Source organism: Hymenobacter sp. YIM 151500-1, assembly GCF_025979885.1.
Classification (GTDB): Bacteria; Bacteroidota; Bacteroidia; order Cytophagales; family Hymenobacteraceae; genus Hymenobacter.
Window position 1 is genome coordinate 509,998 of the sequence record NZ_CP110139.1, and the last position, 17,661, is coordinate 527,658.

At 62.0% G+C, this 17,661-nt stretch carries 9 protein-coding genes; 4 read left to right on the forward strand and 5 right to left on the reverse strand.

Annotated features, from left to right (window positions below; translation table 11 throughout):
* Positions 1 to 223 precede the first annotated feature (223 nt).
* The gene (locus OIS53_RS02045) at positions 224 to 3,832 is read left to right on the forward strand and encodes a sugar-binding protein (RefSeq protein ID WP_264680727.1); all 3,609 of its coding nucleotides are present in this window, start codon (positions 224 to 226) and stop codon (positions 3,830 to 3,832) included.
* A gap of 239 nt (positions 3,833 to 4,071) precedes the next feature.
* Here the strand turns inward: OIS53_RS02045 and OIS53_RS02050 are convergent, their stop codons facing one another.
* From OIS53_RS02050 to OIS53_RS02060, 3 genes are all read right to left on the reverse strand, one after another.
* On the reverse strand, positions 4,072 to 5,919 hold the full coding sequence (locus OIS53_RS02050; RefSeq protein ID WP_264680728.1) for a beta-N-acetylhexosaminidase: 1,848 nt from the start codon (positions 5,917 to 5,919) through the stop codon (positions 4,072 to 4,074).
* A gap of 282 nt (positions 5,920 to 6,201) precedes the next feature.
* Positions 6,202 to 7,794 carry a SusD/RagB family nutrient-binding outer membrane lipoprotein gene (locus OIS53_RS02055; RefSeq protein ID WP_264680729.1) on the reverse strand — a complete coding sequence of 531 codons (1,593 nt, stop codon included), beginning with the start codon at positions 7,792 to 7,794 and terminating at the stop codon, positions 6,202 to 6,204.
* A gap of 35 nt (positions 7,795 to 7,829) precedes the next feature.
* Positions 7,830 to 10,883: a SusC/RagA family TonB-linked outer membrane protein gene (locus OIS53_RS02060; RefSeq protein WP_264680730.1), complete on the reverse strand. Its 3,054-nt coding sequence runs from the start codon at positions 10,881 to 10,883 to the stop codon at positions 7,830 to 7,832.
* 1,266 nt (positions 10,884 to 12,149) lie between these two features.
* On the opposite strand from OIS53_RS02060, the gene OIS53_RS02065 reads away from it, so the two are divergent.
* On the forward strand, positions 12,150 to 12,734 hold the full coding sequence (locus OIS53_RS02065; protein ID WP_264680731.1) for a BLUF domain-containing protein: 585 nt from the start codon (positions 12,150 to 12,152) through the stop codon (positions 12,732 to 12,734).
* Positions 12,735 to 12,767: 33 nt separating this feature from the next.
* Here the strand turns inward: OIS53_RS02065 and OIS53_RS02070 are convergent, their stop codons facing one another.
* Positions 12,768 to 13,850: a PAS domain-containing sensor histidine kinase gene (locus OIS53_RS02070; RefSeq protein WP_264680732.1), complete on the reverse strand. Its 1,083-nt coding sequence runs from the start codon at positions 13,848 to 13,850 to the stop codon at positions 12,768 to 12,770.
* 249 nt (positions 13,851 to 14,099) lie between these two features.
* Positions 14,100 to 14,291: a cold-shock protein gene (locus tag OIS53_RS02075; protein ID WP_264680733.1), complete on the reverse strand. Its 192-nt coding sequence runs from the start codon at positions 14,289 to 14,291 to the stop codon at positions 14,100 to 14,102.
* Positions 14,292 to 14,950: 659 nt separating this feature from the next.
* On the opposite strand from OIS53_RS02075, the gene OIS53_RS02080 reads away from it, so the two are divergent.
* Both OIS53_RS02080 and OIS53_RS02085 read left to right on the forward strand, forming a co-directional pair.
* On the forward strand, positions 14,951 to 15,649 hold the full coding sequence (locus OIS53_RS02080) for a hypothetical protein (protein ID WP_264680734.1): 699 nt from the start codon (positions 14,951 to 14,953) through the stop codon (positions 15,647 to 15,649).
* Positions 15,650 to 16,145: 496 nt separating this feature from the next.
* Positions 16,146 to 17,330 (forward strand): glutathionylspermidine synthase family protein, encoded by a 1,185-nt coding sequence (locus tag OIS53_RS02085; RefSeq protein WP_264680735.1) that lies wholly within the window; start codon positions 16,146 to 16,148, stop codon positions 17,328 to 17,330.
* The last annotated feature ends 331 nt before the right edge of the window (positions 17,331 to 17,661 follow it).

The window sequence follows — 17,661 nt, forward strand, 5'->3', positions numbered from 1 at the left end:
GAATTTTTTTCCTTACACTATGACAAGAAATAATTTACCAAATAAGATAAAATAAAAAATTATTTATATGTTTGTACATATTTATCCAAGCGCTGTCAATCTACGGGCGACGGGCCCCAGCTATTCGAGGACAGTGCTCTTCTCAGGACGGCGTTTTGCCTGCCTCTGCTGCCGCAAATCGGGGTTTTCCCATTCTATACGTTTCATTTTTAACCCGCTTTTCATGAAAGCACACGTCTACTTGCTTCAAGTTGGCTTCACCCTGTTAGTGCTATTAAGCCCGGCGATGCTGTGGGCCCAGCCCCCGGCCGGTAAGCAATGGCAGCTCACGTTCCGCGACGAGTTCGACGCCAGCACCATTGACGCGGCAAAGTGGAACACCTACTGGGGCCCGAAGGGAGCCGGCTGGCGCGAAACCTGGTCGTTGGAAACCAACGACGACGACAACGTGATTCTGGAGAATGGCATCTGCAAGCTGCGGGGCGGCAAGGAAAACGGCCAGTGGAAGTCGGGCATGCTGTCGTCGTACAACGGCTTCCAGCAGATGTACGGCTACTACGAAGCCCGCGTCAAGACGGCGCCCCGCACCGCGTATTCCAGCAGCTTCTGGATGTCGCCGCAGAGCTTCTGGCCCCCGGAGCTGGACATTATGGAGGCCTTCGCCAGTACCACGTTCATCACTAACCAGCACTGGAACGATGAAGTGACGGGCGCGCACGTCAGCGACGCTAAAAATATTACGGGCACCAACATGACCTCGGCCTTCCACATCGTGGGCATGGAGTGGGAGCCGGACTCGGTGCGGTGGTTTCTGGACGGGGTGAAAATCCGGACCATGAAAAACCACTCCTTCTACCCGATGTACCTGATTTTCAACATCCACATCGGTAACCGCAACGGGGGCTTCCCCGGCGTGCCCACCAACAGCGACTTCGCCGATTTCGAGATTGACTGGGTGCGCTGCTACAGCGGGCCGGTAACGGTGAGCGTGGCGAACCTGCGCGAGGGCAGCCACTACATCACCGGCGACTCACTGCTGCTCAAGGCCGCGGCGGCAACCCTTAACGGCCGCATTACCAAGGTGGAGTTCCTGGACAACAAAACCGTCCTGGGCGAGGCCACCGATACGGTAGCCGCCAGCCTGCTGTGGCGCAACCTGCCCACTGGCAAGCACGAAATCCGGGTGCGGGCCACCGACGACACGGGGGCCAGCAACATTTCGGCGCCGGTTACCATCTACGTGTCGCCGCTGCGGGAGCCGGCCGCGCCGGCTGGTGCGCTCAGCGGGCTGAGCTACCGCTACTACGAAGGCAGCTGGACCGCCCTGCCCAATTTCGCCTCCTTGCTGGCTGCCCAGCGGGGCCAGGTAGCCACTACCACGCTGGCCCCGCGCCAGCGCGACAATCAGTTTGCCTTCAAATACGAAGGCTACGTGGAAGTGCCCCAGGATGGCATGTACACCTTCTACACCCGCTCCGACGACGGCAGCCGCCTGCACATCGGCTCGGAGCTGGTAGTCGATAACGACGGCCTGCACGGCGCCCGGGAGCGGAGCGGGCAGATTCCGCTGAAGGCCGGCAAGCACGCCCTCACGGTGAGCTACTTCCAGGGCACCGGGGGGCGCGACCTGCTGGTGAGCTACGAAGGGCCTGGCATCAGCAAGCAGGCCCTGCCCGAGGCGGCCTTGTCGCACGTGCCGTTTGAAACCGAGCCGCCCACCGTGCCGGGCAGCTTGCAGGCCAGCCGGGTTACCAACCTGAGTTTGAGCATCGGGTGGCAGCCGGCCACCGACAATGTGGGCGTGGCCGGCTACGTGGTGTACCGCAACGACGTGCTGCACCAGTTTACCACGGGCACGTCCGTGGCGTTCAGCAAGCTGCCGGCCGCCACGGAGCAGCGCATCCGGGTGGTGGCCGTAGACGAAGCCGGCAACCTCTCGGAGCCGGCCCTGCTAACCGTGCCGACCCTACCCAACCCCGCGGTAAACTACCTGGCCGGGGCGCCAGCGCCCATGATTGACGGGGTGCCGGACACGGTATGGGCCAGCCAGCCTGCGCGGGAGCTGAACAACGTGACCCTGGGCAGGGTAAGCTCGGCGGCCGACCTGTCGGGCTCCTACAAAGCCCTGTGGGACGAGGAAAACCTGTACGTACTGGTGCAGGTCACCGACGACCTCAGGGACGGCACCCTGGCCGATGCCGTGTGGAAGGACGACGGCGTGGAAGTGTACCTCGACATGCAGAACGACAAGGCCGAGAGCTACGGCCCGAACGACTACCAGTACCAGACCCGCTGGAACGACACGACGCTGTACGAGGCCAAGCGCAACAACAAGCAGAATGTGAAATTTGCCCAGGCTGCCACGGCTGATGGCTACGCAGTGGAGTTTCGGTTTCCGTGGCGGACCCTGGGCCTGACCGAGCCGGCCCTGGCTGGGCTGCCGGGCGTGGTCCGGAATGGCACGCTTCTGGGCCTGGACGTGCACATCAGCGACGATGATGGCGCCACCCGCAAGGCCAAGAAAGCGTGGTTTGCCACCACCGATAACTCCTACCAGCGCCCCGATGCCTTCGGGACTGTGGAGCTGCACAACGGCCCGGCCATTGCGTACCGGGAGCCGGAAAACCCCGCCGATGCCCTGCCAGGCCTTTACTACCGCTACTACGAAACGCCCTACCTCACGGCCCTGCCCCGGTTCGATACGGTGGCGGTGGTCAAGGCCGGGGTTGTGGCCGGCTTCGACCTGTCGCCGAAGCGCCGCTCCGACCTGTTTGCCTTCCAGTACGACGGCTACGTGGACGTGCCGCAGGAGGGCATCTATACCTTCTACCTGGCCTCCGACGACGGCAGCAAGCTCTACATCGGCGATACGCAGGTAGTTGACAATGACAGCAGTCATAATGCCAGCCGGGAAAAGTCGGGCTCGATTGCTCTGAAAGCGGGCCGCCACCGCCTCACGGTGGCTTATTTCGACGGCAACTTCGACGAGACGCTGCATGTGCGCTGGGCCGGGCCCGGTATCACGAAGCAAGCTCTACCGGCCGCGGCCCTGTACCGCTCGCCCAAGCTGGTCAGCGGCCTGAACTACGCCTACTACGAAGGAGTCTGGCAGGTGCTGCCGCCTTTTGAAACGCTGCAACCCGTGAAAACCGGCGTGGCAGACAACCTTGACCTGAGCTTGCGCAACCGCCCCGACTACTTCGGCTTCACCTTTACGGGTTACGTGCGGGTGCCCACCGCCGGCCGGTACCGCTTCTACCTGAACTCCGACGACGGCTCCAAGCTCTTTATCCAGAACCGGGAAGTGGTCAGCTTCGATGGCCTGCACGGCCGCACCTGGGGCCCCGAACCCAGCGACACGATTACGCTGGCCGCCGGCTGGCATCCTCTCACAGTAACGTATTTCGAGCGAACCGGCTTGCAAGACCTGCTCCTGTACTTTGAAGGGCCCGGCCTGCCCAAGCAGCGGATTCCAAATGCCAGCTTGGCCCGCTACCCCCTGACCGAGCCCCTGACTCCGGCTCTGCTGCGGCCGGCGCCGGGCACGCCGGCTCCGCCGCAGCCCCAGCCTGAAGCAACTAGCCTCGTGCTATACCCCAACCCGCTACACCACAGCGAGGTAGTAGTACGCCTCACGACACCAGCCGAAGGACCAGCCGAAGTGCGCATCCTGGATGGCACGGGCCGCCTGGTGCTGAAGGAAACCTTTGCCACCCAAACCGGGCCGAATGACCTGCGCGTGAAAGCTGCCTCGCTGAGCAACGGCTTCTATCACGTGCTGGTGACCAGCGGCGGCAAATCGTTCCGCCAGCAGCTGTCGGTGGAGAAATGAGGTGAAGGGCTGGGGTGACCCAGCCACCCGAAAAGCTACTTCTATAACCCAAAGCCCCGGCACATGCCGGGGCTTTGGGTTGGAGGGGGGCAGCAGAGCCGCCGGTTCCATTGACGACACGAACGAAGGACGGCGCTGGCCTCCGGGAGCCGTTGGTTTAATTGCGCGCCCGCCGGATAAACCGAAAGGGCGGGCCGTGGACTGCACCAGCTGCCCGCTAAGCGCGGCAAGCGGCTTGGCTACTGCAGCAGCAGCTCGGCTGGCGGGCTTTTCCGGCCGTTGGGGGCTACGGTTACCGCGCGCACGAGGATGCGCCGGTTCAGGGGCACGGCAAAGGGCTTGGTGTACAGCTTGGTAGTTTCGTCGGGCAGTTGGCCATCCAGCGTGTACCGCAGCTGGGCGCCCGGCACCACGGAGCGCAGCGTAACCATTGCCGTACCGCCCTGCCTGACCACGCTGGCGCTGTCCAGGCCCAGGGGCTCCGGTACGCGGTAGTTGATGCGCTGCCGGTCGAGCCGGGGGAAGTGCTGGCTCATGCGCGGCACAAACCCCGCGTAGCTCTTGCGGGCCGCCGGCGTCCAGGCCACCTCCGAAACGGCCAGCAGGCGCGGAAACAGCATGTATTCCACCTTCTCGGGCGTCGTGATGTACTCGGTCCACAGGTTGGCCTGGGTACCCAAAATGTGCCGTTGCTGCTCGGGCGTCAGGTCTGGGGGCAGCGGGTTGTAGTTGTAGATTTTGTCGAGCGGCAGGTAGCAGCAGATCATCAGCGGCTCGTAGGGGCTGTGGGGCTGCGGGTTGTGGCCGAAATTGATGTAGAGGTGGGAGCTGGGCGACATCACCACGTCGTGGCCGCGGCGGGCGGCTTCGATGCCCTGCTTCTCGCCGCGCCAGCTCATCACGGCGGCACTCGGGGCAATGCCGCCGTCCATAATTTCGTCCCAGCCAATCAGCTTTTTGCCTTTGCTCTGCAAAAATTTCTCTATCCGGCGGTTAAACCAGCCCTGCACTTTTTCCACGTCGTCGAAGCCTTCGCGCCTCATAATCTCCTGCACGGCGGCGCTTTCCTTCCAGCGGGTTTTGGGGGCTTCGTCGCCGCCGATGTGGATGTACGTCCCCGGAAACAGCTGGCTGACTTCGGTCAGGACATCCTCGAAAAAGCGGAACGTGGGCTCCGTGGGGCACACAATGTCCTCGTTGACGCCCCACATGGTCCAGGTTTCGTAGGTGCCCGGCCGGCACGCCAGCTCCGGGTAGGCGGCCAGCACCGCCACCGAGTGTCCCGGCATCTCAATTTCCGGCACGATGGTCACGTACCGTTTCCGGGCATACGCCACCACGTCCCGGATTTGCTCCTGGGTGTAAAACCCGCCGTGGGGCGTGCCGTCGTACCGGAACTCGGCCGGACTTTTCAGGAGCTGCTGGGCGCCCAGCAGGGTTTCCTTGCGAAACGCACTTACCTGCGTCAGCCGCGGGTACTTCTTGATTTCAATGCGCCAGCCCTGGTCGTCGGTGAGGTGCCAGTGGAAGGTGTTGAGCTTATAAGCGGCCAGAAAGTCGATGTACTTCTTGACGAACTCCACCGGGAAGAAGTGGCGGCTGACGTCGAGCATGGCGCCCCGCCACTGAAACGCCGGCCGGTCGTTGATGCGCACCTGCGGCACGGCGGTGCTGCCGGCCGCGGCCCGCGGCGGCAGCAGCTGCACCAAGGTCTGGGAGCCGTAGAACAACCCCGCCCCGCCCGCCGCCGCAATGCGGATGCCGGTCTGGTCGACCACCAGCTGGTAACCCTCGGGCGGGAGCGTGCCCGCCTGGGTTTCCAGCCGGATGTGCGCGGCGGTCCGGTCCGTGGTCAGGCGGGCGGTTTTGCCCAGCCCCGCCAGCAGGCTTTGCAGCAAACCTGCTACGTTGCGCTCATCCTGGCTTCTAGCGTAGATGCTGACGGTGGCGGGCAGGGCGTAGGTTGCCGCGTAGGCCTTCACTTCCAGGGGCAGCGGCACCAGCCCCAGCGTGCTGGCCGGTATTTCCTTGGTTTGAGCCAAGCTCGGCTGGCTGCCCAGCAGCGCCACTACGAGCAGAGTGAACAAATTAAAAGCACGGTTGCGGGTGCCGGGCATAGGCGCAAGAATTACGAGAAGAAGTTAAACACACGCCCGCCACCGGACTAGCAAGTAAGTTGGGAACGAGGGCTAGAAACCAGTTCCTTTCCTTGTCAACTGTCGCGCATCAAGCGAGTGTGGGCTGGAGGTGGTTGACAATCAATAGAACCTCAGCTAGAGCTATAAGCTAGAACTAGAGCCCCCTCTCCCTTTTCGGAGAGGGGGTGGGGGGTGAGGCAACTAAGGCTAAGAAACCTACACGTCCACGGGCTACTTGTCCCACCATACCCGGCCGGTGAGGTTGTCGCCGCCGGGCACGGCGGCGCTGGCAGCCCGGAAGTTGTCGGGGTTGGTGGTGGTTTCGGAAGTGGGGTAGGGGAAGCGGCGCGGAATCTGGCCGTTGGTGGCATTGTTGGGGTACACCACGGGTGTGAGCTGCGGAAATCCGGTGCGGCGCCAGTTAGACCACGACTCGTAAAAGTCGAGCATGGTATTGGTCAGCACCCAGTACTGCGAGTTGATTTGCCGCAGGCCGTCGGCTGGGCGGTAGGGGTTGGCTGCCAGGTAGGCCGCCGCCGCCGATTCGCTGATGGCCAGCGTGGGGTCGTACTGGCTCAGGTAGGTCATGGCGGCCGTTACGCCGGCGGTGTAGTGCTGGGCCGCGCTGCCGCCCACGCCCCAGCGCTGGGCCGCATCGGCCAGCAGCAGCTCCGACTCGGCGTAGGTGAGCACGAAGGTGGGGCCGTCGCGCTTAATCAGGCCGGGGCTGGGCGACGAATACGCCGGAAACATGGTGAAGCTGGGGTCGTTGCTGATGTCGGTGGCGGGGCGGCCGCTCAGGTCCTTGCCGTTGGGCATGCCCTTCTGCGCGGCCGGGTCCGACACGGCCGCGCCGTTTTGGGTTTTGCTGCTGGGCGTCAGGTAAAGCTGGGTCACGGCCACTTTGCCCAGGCGCGGGTCGTTGGTGGACTTGAGGTAGTCGATAAAGGTTTTCGACCACTTCACGTAGTAGTTTTCCTGGCCCCCGTCGCCGAGCAGGATTTGGCTGTTGCGGTTCTGGGTGGCGCGGGCCCCGGCTACGTCGTGCAGCAAAAACGCGTTGTCGGCATTGCTCTGCATGGTTTTGCCCTGCACCTTGGCTACGTACGTCTTGGCGCGGTCGGGGTCCACTTTGGTCAGGCGCATGGCCAGGCGCAGCAGCAAGGTATTGCCCAGGCGGCGCCACTTCTCCACGTCGCCGCGGTAGAAGGCGTCGCCGGAGGGCTTGTCGGCGGCGGGGTCCAGGGCGTTGGTGGCCTCTTCCACTTCCTTCAGCAAGTCGGCGTAAATGGCTTCCTGCTTGTCGTATTTCGGGGTGATGACGCCCGTGTAGTACCCCCGGCCGGCCTCGGAGTAGGGCACGTCGCCGTACAAGTCGGTGAGGCGCTGCATAATCAGGGCCCGCGTGAGGCGGCCCATCTGGTGCAGGTTTTTGTACTGGTCTTTGCCGCGGGTCAGCTCCACCATGTCCGTAATGGGCTTCACCTGCTCGGCGTAGGCTCCGGCCGTGGTAGTGCCCCAGTAGGCGGCCGTGTAGGCTTCGTTCAGCAGGTATTTGTCGCCGGCCCAGTAGCTTACCACCGTGGCAAAGCCCTGGGTGAGGGTGGAGGAGTAAATCAGGTTGGCCCGCCAGGTATCGTAGGCAAAGTCGGTGCTGCCGGTGTAGGCCAGCTGGGCGGTGGTCAGCAGGTAGTTGGGGTTGAAGTTGCCCTGGCCGTAGGTAGACGGATTGGTGTTGATTTCCTCGAAGTCGTCGGTGCAGCTGCCCGCCAGCAGCAGTGCCAGCAAGCCCAGGGCACGGGTGGAACGGGGTATGTTTTTCATGGAGAGTGCGGGATAAGTACGGGTCAGGAAAACAGCTAGAATTTGGCGTTCAGGTTCACCCCGAAGGTTCTCACCGGCGGCACGCCACCCAGTTCCAGGCCCTGCGCAAAGGCGTTGTAGCTGCCTTCCGGGTCGATGTTGTCGGTCTTCCGATGCAGGAAAAACAGGTTCCGGGACACCAGGCTGATGGTCACCTGCTTGATTTTGTCGTTGAGCAGAGCGGCCGGGAAGGCGTAGCCCAGGGTCAGCTGCCGGAGCTTGATGAAGCTGGCGTCCTGCACAAAGTCCCGGGACACGTTGTTGGCCAGGGTGCTGTAGTAGGTGGCCGCATCCAGGTTATCGGCCCCGAACGTGCCTTCCCGGTTCACCAGCGTGTTTTTATGCAGGCCGAAGATAGTGCCGTAGTAGTCGGTGGCCGAGAAAATCTTGCCCCCAAACTTGCCGTCAATCAGCACGCCCAGGTTAAAGCCTTTGTAGGTGAAGTCGTTGCTCCAGCCGCCAATCCAGGGGTGAAACGCCGTGCCGAAAGTCGTCAGCTCGCCTCGGGCCGGCACGCCGTTGGGCGTCAGGGCCACGGTGCCGTCGGGGTTGTACTTGTAGTCGTAGGCCATAATCTGCCCGAACGGCTTGCCCACCACCTGTCCCACGAAGCCCACGCCCGAGCGGGAAGTAGCGTACACCGACTGGGTTTGGCCCGCCGCCAACGACAGCACCGTGTTCTGGTTGTAGGTGGCGTTAAAGGAAGAAGTCCAGGTGAAGGCGGTGGTTTTCACCGGCAAAAACGTCAGCAGCGTCTCCACGCCCTTGTTTTCCATGGCTCCCGAGTTCAGCACCGCGCCCTGGTAGCCCGAGCTGATGGAAGCCGGAGCGAAGACAATTTCCCGCACCGACTTCTTGCGGTAGTAGGTCAGGTCCAGCCGGATGCGGTTCTGCGCAAAGCCCAGCTCGGTGCCCACCTCCAGCTCCCGGGCCTCCGAGGGCACAAGGGCCGTGTTCGGGATATTGACGTTGTCGGGGCTGATGAGGCCCAGCGGCTGCCCCAGCAGCGTGAAGGGCTGGAGCGTGTAGTTGAGCTGGGTCTGGAACGGGTTGGTGGCCTGGCCCACCTCGGAGTAGCCCGCCCGGATTTTGCCGAAGGTCAGCACCTCCGGCTTCCACAGTTCCGAAAACACAAACGAGCCGCTCACCGAAGGGTAGAACTTGCCCAGCTCGTTGTCTTTGCCGGGTGTAGCCAGCGTCGAAAACCAGTCGCGCCGCCCCGTAACGGTCAGAAACAGAAACTCTTTGTACGAGAAATCAATGGAGCCGTAGGCCGATTGGGTTTCCTGGTCGCTGAAGAAAAACTGCGTGGACTTGTTGCGGGCGTTGGTGATGTTGTTAACGCCAAACACGGCGAAATCGGAGCCCACGTTCTGAAAGGTTTCCGACGTGGTGCGGCGGTAGCTCACCCCCAGGTTCGGCGACACGGTGAAGGCCGTGCCCACCTGAAACATGTGGCCCGCCAGCCCGTCCGCGTTAATGTCGCTGTAGCGGGTGGTTAGCTCGGTTATCCGGCCGTTGGCCAGGTAGGCCGTGCCCGACGGCGTGACGCTGGTGTACCGGTCGGTGTAGGAGTCGCGCCCGGCCCTGGCTTGCAGGAAAAGCCCGTTATCGAGCGTGTAGCGGGCCGTGGCCGAGGACAGTAGCCGCTCCCGGTCGGTGTCGTTGACGAAGCGGGTAGCGGCGAAATACGGGTTGGTGTTGTACGGATTGCCGGTGTTATATTGCAGCTCCGAGCCGTCGGCATTCACCGCTGGCTTCAGCGTGCGCACATCCAGGCTGGTCGGCAAAAACATGACGTTGAAGTTGGCGTTGCCGGCGCCATCGGCCAGAATTGCCCGGTTCTTGGCCTGCTCCAGAATGTAGTTAGCGCGGGCGTCAATGGTCAGCCGCTTGATAGCCGTGAAGGCCCCGGCCAGGTTAAACGTCTGCCGGTTCAGCTTGGAGTTCGGCACCACCGAGTGGTTGCTCAGGTTGCTGGCCGACAAGCGCACCGAGCCGGCGTCAAAGCCTTTGTTGAAGGCCAGGGTGTTGGTCCAGCTGTTACCGGTGCGGTAGAAGTTTTCCAGGTTGTCGCGCTGGGCCACGTAGGGCCGCGCCACGCCGTCGAACTGCACGACGTTGGAGCCGTCGAGCCGGCCGCCCCAGCTGGAGTTGCCCACCTGCGCCGCGCCCTCGGCCGTGGTGGGCTTGGCGTTGTTGGCCCCCTGCCCGTACTGGTCCTGCCAGTCGGTGAGGTCAATGATTCGTTCGGCTACGTAGTTGGAATTGAACTCGATGCCGCTGGCGCCTTTAGCGCTTTTAGTGGTAATAAGAATCACCCCGGCCTTAGCCCGGTAGCCATACAGGGCCGAAGCCGCCGCGCCCTTCAGCACCGAAATGGTTTCGATGTCGTCGGGGTTGATGTTGGAAATGGCGTCGCCCCGGTCGGGGGAGTTGTCGTACTGCCCGCCGGTGTTGGCGTTGCTGGGCTGGCTTTCCACCGGAATGCCGTTGATGACGTACAGGGGCTGGTTGGACTGGTTGAGGCTGGACACGCCCCGAATCAGCACGTTGGCCGAGGAGCCCGGCCCGCCCGATGTCGAGCTTACGTTGAGCCCGGCCACCTTGCCCACTAGCGAGTTGGCCACGTTGTTTTCGCGGGCCTGGGTCAGCGTCTCGCCCCGCACTTCGGCCACGGAGTAGCCCAGGGCTTTCCGCTCCCGCTCCACGCCCAGGGCCGTTACCACCACGTCGCCCAGGGTCTGCGAGGTTTCGCTCAGCGACACATCAACCACGGATTGCGTGCCCAGCTCGACGGTTTTGGGGGCGAAGCCAATCGACGAGAAGACCAGGAAAACGGCCTCGGGCGTTGTAATGGGAAGGGAGTACCGGCCATCGGCGCCGGTACTGGTGCCCTGGGTGCTGCCTTTCACCAGCACCGTCACGCCGGGCAGCGGCGTGTTGTTGGAGTCGGTTACCCGGCCGGTTACGGTGCGGGTTTGGGCCTGGGTCAGGCCCTGGGTACCCAGCAAAAGCGCCAGGGTAGCATACGTACAGGTTGTTTTCATACGCGTTGTGGGTGTAGAGCGTAGCATAGCCGAGGCTGAGCTGCCGGCACCGGCAGGTCCCTGTTCCTGGCTGAAGTTGTGGGCAACGGAACTCGTCGGGCCACCCGCCCGGAATGCGCCGGGCGTAAGCCGGGGCCGGCTTCAGCAGCCAGCCAAAATGGGTTGGTAGCACCAGAGGGCGAAACAAGCCGCCAGGTCAGGGACCCGCAAGCGGATATGCCGGGTTCATGGAAGGAAAATTGGGGTGGGAAAGCAGGCAAAGCCAGCTGCCGGAAAAGCAACGGCAAAAGCAAGGAGCGGAAAAACGACTGCCATTCCGGAAGCCGCGCGCAGCACACTATACAACCAGCAATTCGCTAACCCGGAAACAGCAACAGCCTGGTAAAAACCAGGGTTTTCCAAGAAAGCAGCAGGGGTGGGAGGCAACCAAATATATTGGTCCGGTGCGCTAACATACAAGCTTAGCGGCTGACTTACAGCTCTCAGAAGCGACACTGCCACCTTGCTTATCTTCGGTGCTATACGCTTACCGCACACCAATCCATTGCCTTTTGGCGGGCAGGCGCATCAACAGCCAGCTTAGCTTTAGTAAGGGAATCGGATAACAGACAATCGAAAAAATGATACTGCGCTAAAAATTATTTTCCAGCCGTGCCATGAATTTCAACTGGCAGGATTGCGCCCGGTTTATAGCGTAGTTTCGCCGGAGGGTAACGGCCATCGGGTTTGTGTTTACAGCTAGTATATGACTAGTGTGGAAACGCACTAGTTGGAGCTTTCCCGTTGCACAACGTCGCCTAAACAACCGTACCCAGCAGCGCAGCCGACGAAGCCACAGCTCGTGCAGCTCTGCGCCCGTCTTAAGCCGCTATCTGAACCAAACTACATAAGGGCGTTGCTTCGTCGGCCATATTTCGGACTCGGCAACCCGTAGCCGCCCATGGTGCCACTTCTACAGGAAACGGTTGGCGGTAGCTAACCAGTTGGTAGCACACTGTAGCGACAAGACTCTTGGCTGCGCCTTCCTGCGGAGCATGTTTTTACAATGGCCAGACCAGACACTGCAACAGCCACTGCTAACCGCTTCTGAGGCTATGCGTTACTGCCGCCTGACCAGCGGCAAGGGCAACCAACGTAGCTTAATCGTATAACTCAGGCAGTTCTATAGGATAATAACGGAGCTACGGCTCAGCTACAGGCTGTAAATCAGTATTTAATAGGAAGTTTCTACGTATATCTCCTGGCTGAGGGTGGCGTAGAAGAACCATGCAACAACCCACCTTCACCACGCCTGAGCAGCGCCGCCGCGCCGTAGCGTGGGCCGTAGCCCTGACTACCGGTACCCCATTGGCCCCTCAGCGCTACGAGCGTCACTTGCTGGCGCTTTATCAGGAAGGCACCCTCACGATTGAAGAAGTAGTAGATTTACTAAACCTGAGTGTCTTCCAGGTGCTCTACCATAGCCGCGCCGTCGGCCCGGCTAGCATAGCCCAGCTGGAGGCACTACTCGAATGGTCGCGGGGCTTCAACGCAGAGCATCAGATTACCGGGCTGCTACTCTACAGCGAAGGCCGCTACGTACAGGCGCTGGAAGGGGCAGAGGTCGATGTGCGGGCCCTGTTCGGCCGCATCCAGCGCGACACCCGCCACGAGCAAGTGGTTACAATCTACGAAGGGCCGGGGCCGCAGCGGCGCTTTGCCGACTGGCGTATGGGCTTCGGGCAGGTGGCGGCCCCAGCCGTAGACCAGGTGCTTGGTGCACTTCAGGCATCGGAGCCAGGGCCGGTGCTGGCCGTAGAGGACCCTCACTTGCAGTCCCTGGTCGAGGCCTTTGGCTACCCGCTCTCATAAAGGAGGCTTTCCACCCTGCGGTGCCCGGATTTGCTAGGCGCTGGCCCGCGGCAGCTCAATCATAAAGGTAGTGCCCTGGCCTTCGGTGCTAAACACCGTAATCGTGCCCTGGTGCCAGTCCACAATTGTTTTGCACAGCACCAGGCCTAAGCCGGTGGCTTCTTCGCCCCACAGGCCAACCCGCCGGGCCTTGGTGAAGCGCTCAAACAAGTACGGTTGCAGCTCGGCCGGAATGCCGATGCCCTTATCCATTACCCGGATGCGCACAAAGTCAGGGCCAGGCTCAACCTGCACCGTAATGCGGCCACCGTCGGGCGTGAACTTAATGGCATTGCCCACCAGGTTATTTAGTACCTGCGTAAACTTGTTCACGTCCAGGTAGGCGTACACCGGCTCGGCGGGCAGCTCATACTCAAACCGGTGGCCTAGCAGATCCTGCCGCCGTTGCAGCTCCTCCAGGGCCGGGTCCAGGGCGGCGCCTACCTCCACCCGCTCCCGCTTCAGGTCGATGTTGGCCGACTCCAGAAATTCGATGTTGACCAGCTCCCGGATCATGTGCAGGCTTTGTTGGCTGGTGGTTTCCAGTGCCTGCAACAAGTCGGCGGCGTGGCCCTCCACGGGCACTTCTTCCCGCAGGAAAGAGCTGATTTGCTGCACCATCACGAAGGTGCTGCTCAAGTCGTGGGAAAGGATTTCCAGCGTGGCGTTCTTGCGCGTGTTGAAGGCATCGGCGTGTTGCTGGTAGCGCTTGTCCACGCTGATGTCGCGCAGGGTGCCCGCCAGCAGGGCCGTGCCGGCGCCGGTTTGCTCCCAGTGGGGCGTCAGGCAAAGCCACTGGTCCGGTTGTTTGGGGCGTTGCAGGCGCAGCTCTACCTCGTCGGGCATCTGCCCGCGCCGCCACAGCTTCAGGTAGTGGGCCAAGTACGCTTTATCGTCGGGATGCAGGCGGGCCAGCAGGTCCGGCAGCTCCTCGTTGACGTGCTCCCGGCTGCCGTACAGCACCTGCTCGTAGGCCGGGTTAACGTAGATGACACGGCCGCTGGCCTCGTCGTAAATAAACTGTATGTGGGCGCTGGCTTCTGCCTGATTCGTGAATACGGCGCCGAATTCAGCCATTTGTGAGGTCATAAGTCGATCTACAGGTCCATCCTGCTGCTTGTCTCACCCGATACGGGCCGGGCTTTTCTGTATTTCGGCGCTTGCCAGTCCCCCTGGCTTTCGTACTCCAGAGCTGGTTTCAAACGGACTGCCTGGGTGCTTCATCAGCCAGATGCGCGCCCACTCCCGGCAAACCAGCGGGGCGCTGTAAAAAAAAGAAGCATACTGGCTGGTATGCTTCTTTGAGCGTTTGGGTAGCTAGAGAGGTTAAGCTCGGCGCACGTTAACGGCATTCAAGCCTTTGCGGCCCTGCTCCACGTCAAACTGCACCGCGTCGTTGTCGCGGATTTCGTCGATGAGGCCAGTTACGTGAACGAAAACGTCCTGGCCGGTGGTGGTGTCGTTGATGAAGCCAAAGCCTTTGGTTTCATTGAAAAATTTTACGGTTCCTGTTGACATGATGCTGTCGGAAAAAGGTGAAAATGAAGCAACTAGCAACGGAACGCTACGTTGATTCGGCAAGCGAGCAAAGAGTAGGTAACACGAGGCAATGTGCCCGAAATACGTAACCCAACCATCCTGACTGGCAGCCCCGGTTGCGGGAGCATGTACAGTAGCTGGCGGCAAGGTACGAGTGGCTAACGGGTCGTGTCTGCCTTAAGTTCAACTTTAGCTTATTTAAAGTAAATAAATGCGGAAATAGGCTGCTGGAAGCGAGAATCAGCTTGGTGGCAACCCAGCAGTGGTTTCATGAAAATGAGTGGCTACGTGTCCGGCACTACACGTGTCTGAATGGCCTGCTGGTGCCTGTGGCCGTTTGCGCGAGGGTGAGGCAGTAGAAATGCTCCTGCATGTCACCAGAGAGGACTGTTCACTGCAAGGAGCGCCGGAGCGTGGGCTTTTTCAAGGCCACACACGCAAGCCAACGACGCCCGCAACCTGCCGCGCGGCTCCAAATGCTGCAAACCAGCTACCAGGCACGGTGGTGTTACGTAACAGGCCGCGCAACCTGTTTTAGAAAAGGTTTACTTGCCGCCGGAATGTAGCGAGCCGTCCTGCTGTTCTAGCGTAAATGCCGTTTGTCTGACTTTTTTCGCACCTGTTATTCTCTTCCCGCCATGAACAAACCCTATTATTCGCTGGGCGACTGGCGCCGCAACGTGCTGCTGGTGGCCGCCGCGGCCAGCCTGGGCCTGGGCCTGCCGGCCTGCTCCGGCGGCTCCGACACCACCACCGCCGACGCGCCCGCCCAAGGCGACTGGAGCAACGCCGCCGACTCCTACTCCGAAGGCGTTATCACGGAAATGACCGAGGTACAGCCCGGCCAGTGGAAAATCACGGCCGAGCGCCCGGCCGGCAAAGAGCAGATTGCCGCCGTGCTCCACCACTTCGATGGCAAAGTAGACACGCTGCAAGGCCAGGCCCTGCAACAGCAAATGCAGAACTACTCGCGCCAGTACACCGAAAACCGCGCGGGCGGCACTGGCCTGATGGATATTCTGATGTGGAGCGGCATCGGCTACATGGCCGGGCGCTTCCTGACGCCCAACGTGGGAGCCTACGCCAACCCCGGCATCGTCCAGCAGAACACCGGCTGGCGCGGCCGCGTGGCCCAGGAGCGCGGCCAGGGCCGCGGGTTCTTCGGGCGGGGCTTCACGGGCTCCCGCACGTCGCCGGGCTCCTCGGGCATCCGGCCCAGCTCCACGGTGGAGCGCAGCACCGGCTACGGCCGCAGCAGCATCCGCAGCACTGCTCCCAGCTCCAGCCGCAGCTCCGGCTTCCGCAGCCGCGGCTACGGCGGCGGCTTCGGAGGATAAAGAGTAACTGAGTGAACGAGTGCCATTGCGAGGAGGCACGACGAAGCAATCCGTCCTTTTCAGGGCTAGAAGCGCCCCGCCTCCGAAAGCCCTTGACACCCGCACAGCACTCCAATGGCGTGGGGCTGTGCCCCGCGCTGCCTGTTAGCGGGTCTCTGGCCCGCACGTCAGGTTGTAGAGACGCAAGATGTTGCGTCTCATCGTTGAACGACCCTGCCGACAACCGGGCAGATGGCGCAGACGACGAGATGCAAGATGGTACGTTGCTACAGGCAGGCGTCTCGTCCTGGTGGGTGAGGCGGGTGCCTCTCACCTAGCCGCCACGGAGCACAGCCCCGCGCCATCGGAGCCATTACATCCAGCCCCTGACGCTTAGTGTAGGCGTCAAGAGCTTTCAAGAGTTCGGCCGTTTGACGCTGTGAGAAGGACGGCTTGCTTCGCTTTGCTCGCAAGGACACTCAGTCATTCACCACCTCACTACTCACCCTATAGATACATGATACAAATACAACCGCTAACCGGGGATGTGGCGCCGGCTGTGCGTGGGCTGGGCTGGGACTGGGCCCTGGAAGATGCCTGCCAAAACTACGTAGCCCGCGAAGCCGTGCGCCTGCCTGAAGCCACTGCCGACGAGCTGCTCCAGGCCGCCGACACCCTCTACGACCTGCTGGTGCAGAGCATTCCCGACCCCATTCCCGACGACTTGCTGCGCCTGCTGGCCGTGCCCGAGCTGCTGTGGCCGGCCGTGCGCCACTCCTGGAACGATGACCGCCACTGGCACGTCTACGGCCGCTTCGACCTGGTAACCACGCCTGCCGGCCCCAAGCTGATAGAGTTCAACGCCGACACTGCCACCGGCCTGCCCGAAACGGCGGTGGTGCAGTGGGCCAGTCTGGTAGCTGCCGGCCAGGCTCAGGAGGACCGCCAGGCCAACGGGCTGTTTGAAGGCCTGCAAGACCAGCTGAGCCGCTGGCTGGAGCTGAACGACGACCTGGAGCCCACCCTGCTCCTCGTACACCTGCCCGACAGCGCCGAAGATGCCGCCAACTGCGCCGTGGTGGCCGAAGCCGCCCTGGAGGCCGGCTTCGCGCAGGTCCACGTGTGCCCCGTCGATGCCATGCAGGTAGCGGTGGCGGTGGGGGAGGAGCGCGGGGCCTGGGCCGAGGTGGAGCCGGGACGCTGGCAGCGGTTTGGCTTCGTGTTTAAGCTAGTGCCCTGGGAAATTCTGGCCGAAGAAGAGCCCGCCCTAACCCAGGACCTCACCGAGCTGCTCCGCAGCCGCGACCTGGTTATTGCCAATCCGGCCTACACGCTGCTGTTCCAGAGCAAAGCCATCCTGGCCTGGCTGTGGCAGTGTTTTCCGGGCCATCCGCTTCTGCTCGAAGCCAGCTTGCAGGAGTTGTCCGGCGGCCAGCAGGTTCGTAAGCCGGTGCTGGGCCGCGAGGGGCAGGACGTGGCCGAAATCCGGGCTGGCGTAACCCTGCCCGCTCCCACGCCCGGCGACTACGCCCGGCAGCCGGCCGTGTACCAGCGTTTCGCCGAGCTGCCCCGCGACGCCCAGGGCCGCCAGTACCAGGCCGGGGTGTTCTGGGCCGGCGCCGCCTGCGCCATCGGCTTCCGCCGCGACCAGGGCTTTATCACCAACCTATCGGAGTTTGTACCGCACGTGCTGGAACAGTAGCCAGCCGCATACTTTCCCAAGTAACTGCCCCCACCTGTGTAACGCAGGCAGGGGCAGTTGTTTTTGTGGGGTATGGAGCTTTTATAGCCGTAGTCCGCAAGGTGAGTTTGCAAATTCCAAGCGTGCAGGCGAAGTGGGAAAGATGCTTGGCTTCCTTCGGTTCGGCTGCGCGGACGCCAAACGGAGCAGGATAGGTACTACTCATGCGGCAGCACGTCAGATGCTTCGCTAGGCTCAGCATAACGGTCTTTCGGCTTTCTAGACCTTATAGCGTGCGGACATGGAGAATGTGGCGTTTACTTGTATTATTTTTTTAAATAATTATATTCAT

Coding starts and splice junctions, on each gene's coding strand:
- OIS53_RS02085 (WP_264680735.1), top strand. CDS start 16,146: ATGATACAAATACAACCGCTAACCGGGGATGTGGCGCCGGCTGTGCGT.
- OIS53_RS02065 (WP_264680731.1), top strand. CDS start 12,150: ATGCAACAACCCACCTTCACCACGCCTGAGCAGCGCCGCCGCGCCGTA.
- OIS53_RS02055 (WP_264680729.1), bottom strand. CDS start 7,794: ATGAAAAACATACCCCGTTCCACCCGTGCCCTGGGCTTGCTGGCACTG.
- OIS53_RS02075 (WP_264680733.1), bottom strand. CDS start 14,291: ATGTCAACAGGAACCGTAAAATTTTTCAATGAAACCAAAGGCTTTGGC.
- OIS53_RS02070 (WP_264680732.1), bottom strand. CDS start 13,850: ATGGCTGAATTCGGCGCCGTATTCACGAATCAGGCAGAAGCCAGCGCC.
- OIS53_RS02060 (WP_264680730.1), bottom strand. CDS start 10,883: ATGAAAACAACCTGTACGTATGCTACCCTGGCGCTTTTGCTGGGTACC.
- OIS53_RS02045 (WP_264680727.1), top strand. CDS start 224: ATGAAAGCACACGTCTACTTGCTTCAAGTTGGCTTCACCCTGTTAGTG.
- OIS53_RS02080 (WP_264680734.1), top strand. CDS start 14,951: ATGAACAAACCCTATTATTCGCTGGGCGACTGGCGCCGCAACGTGCTG.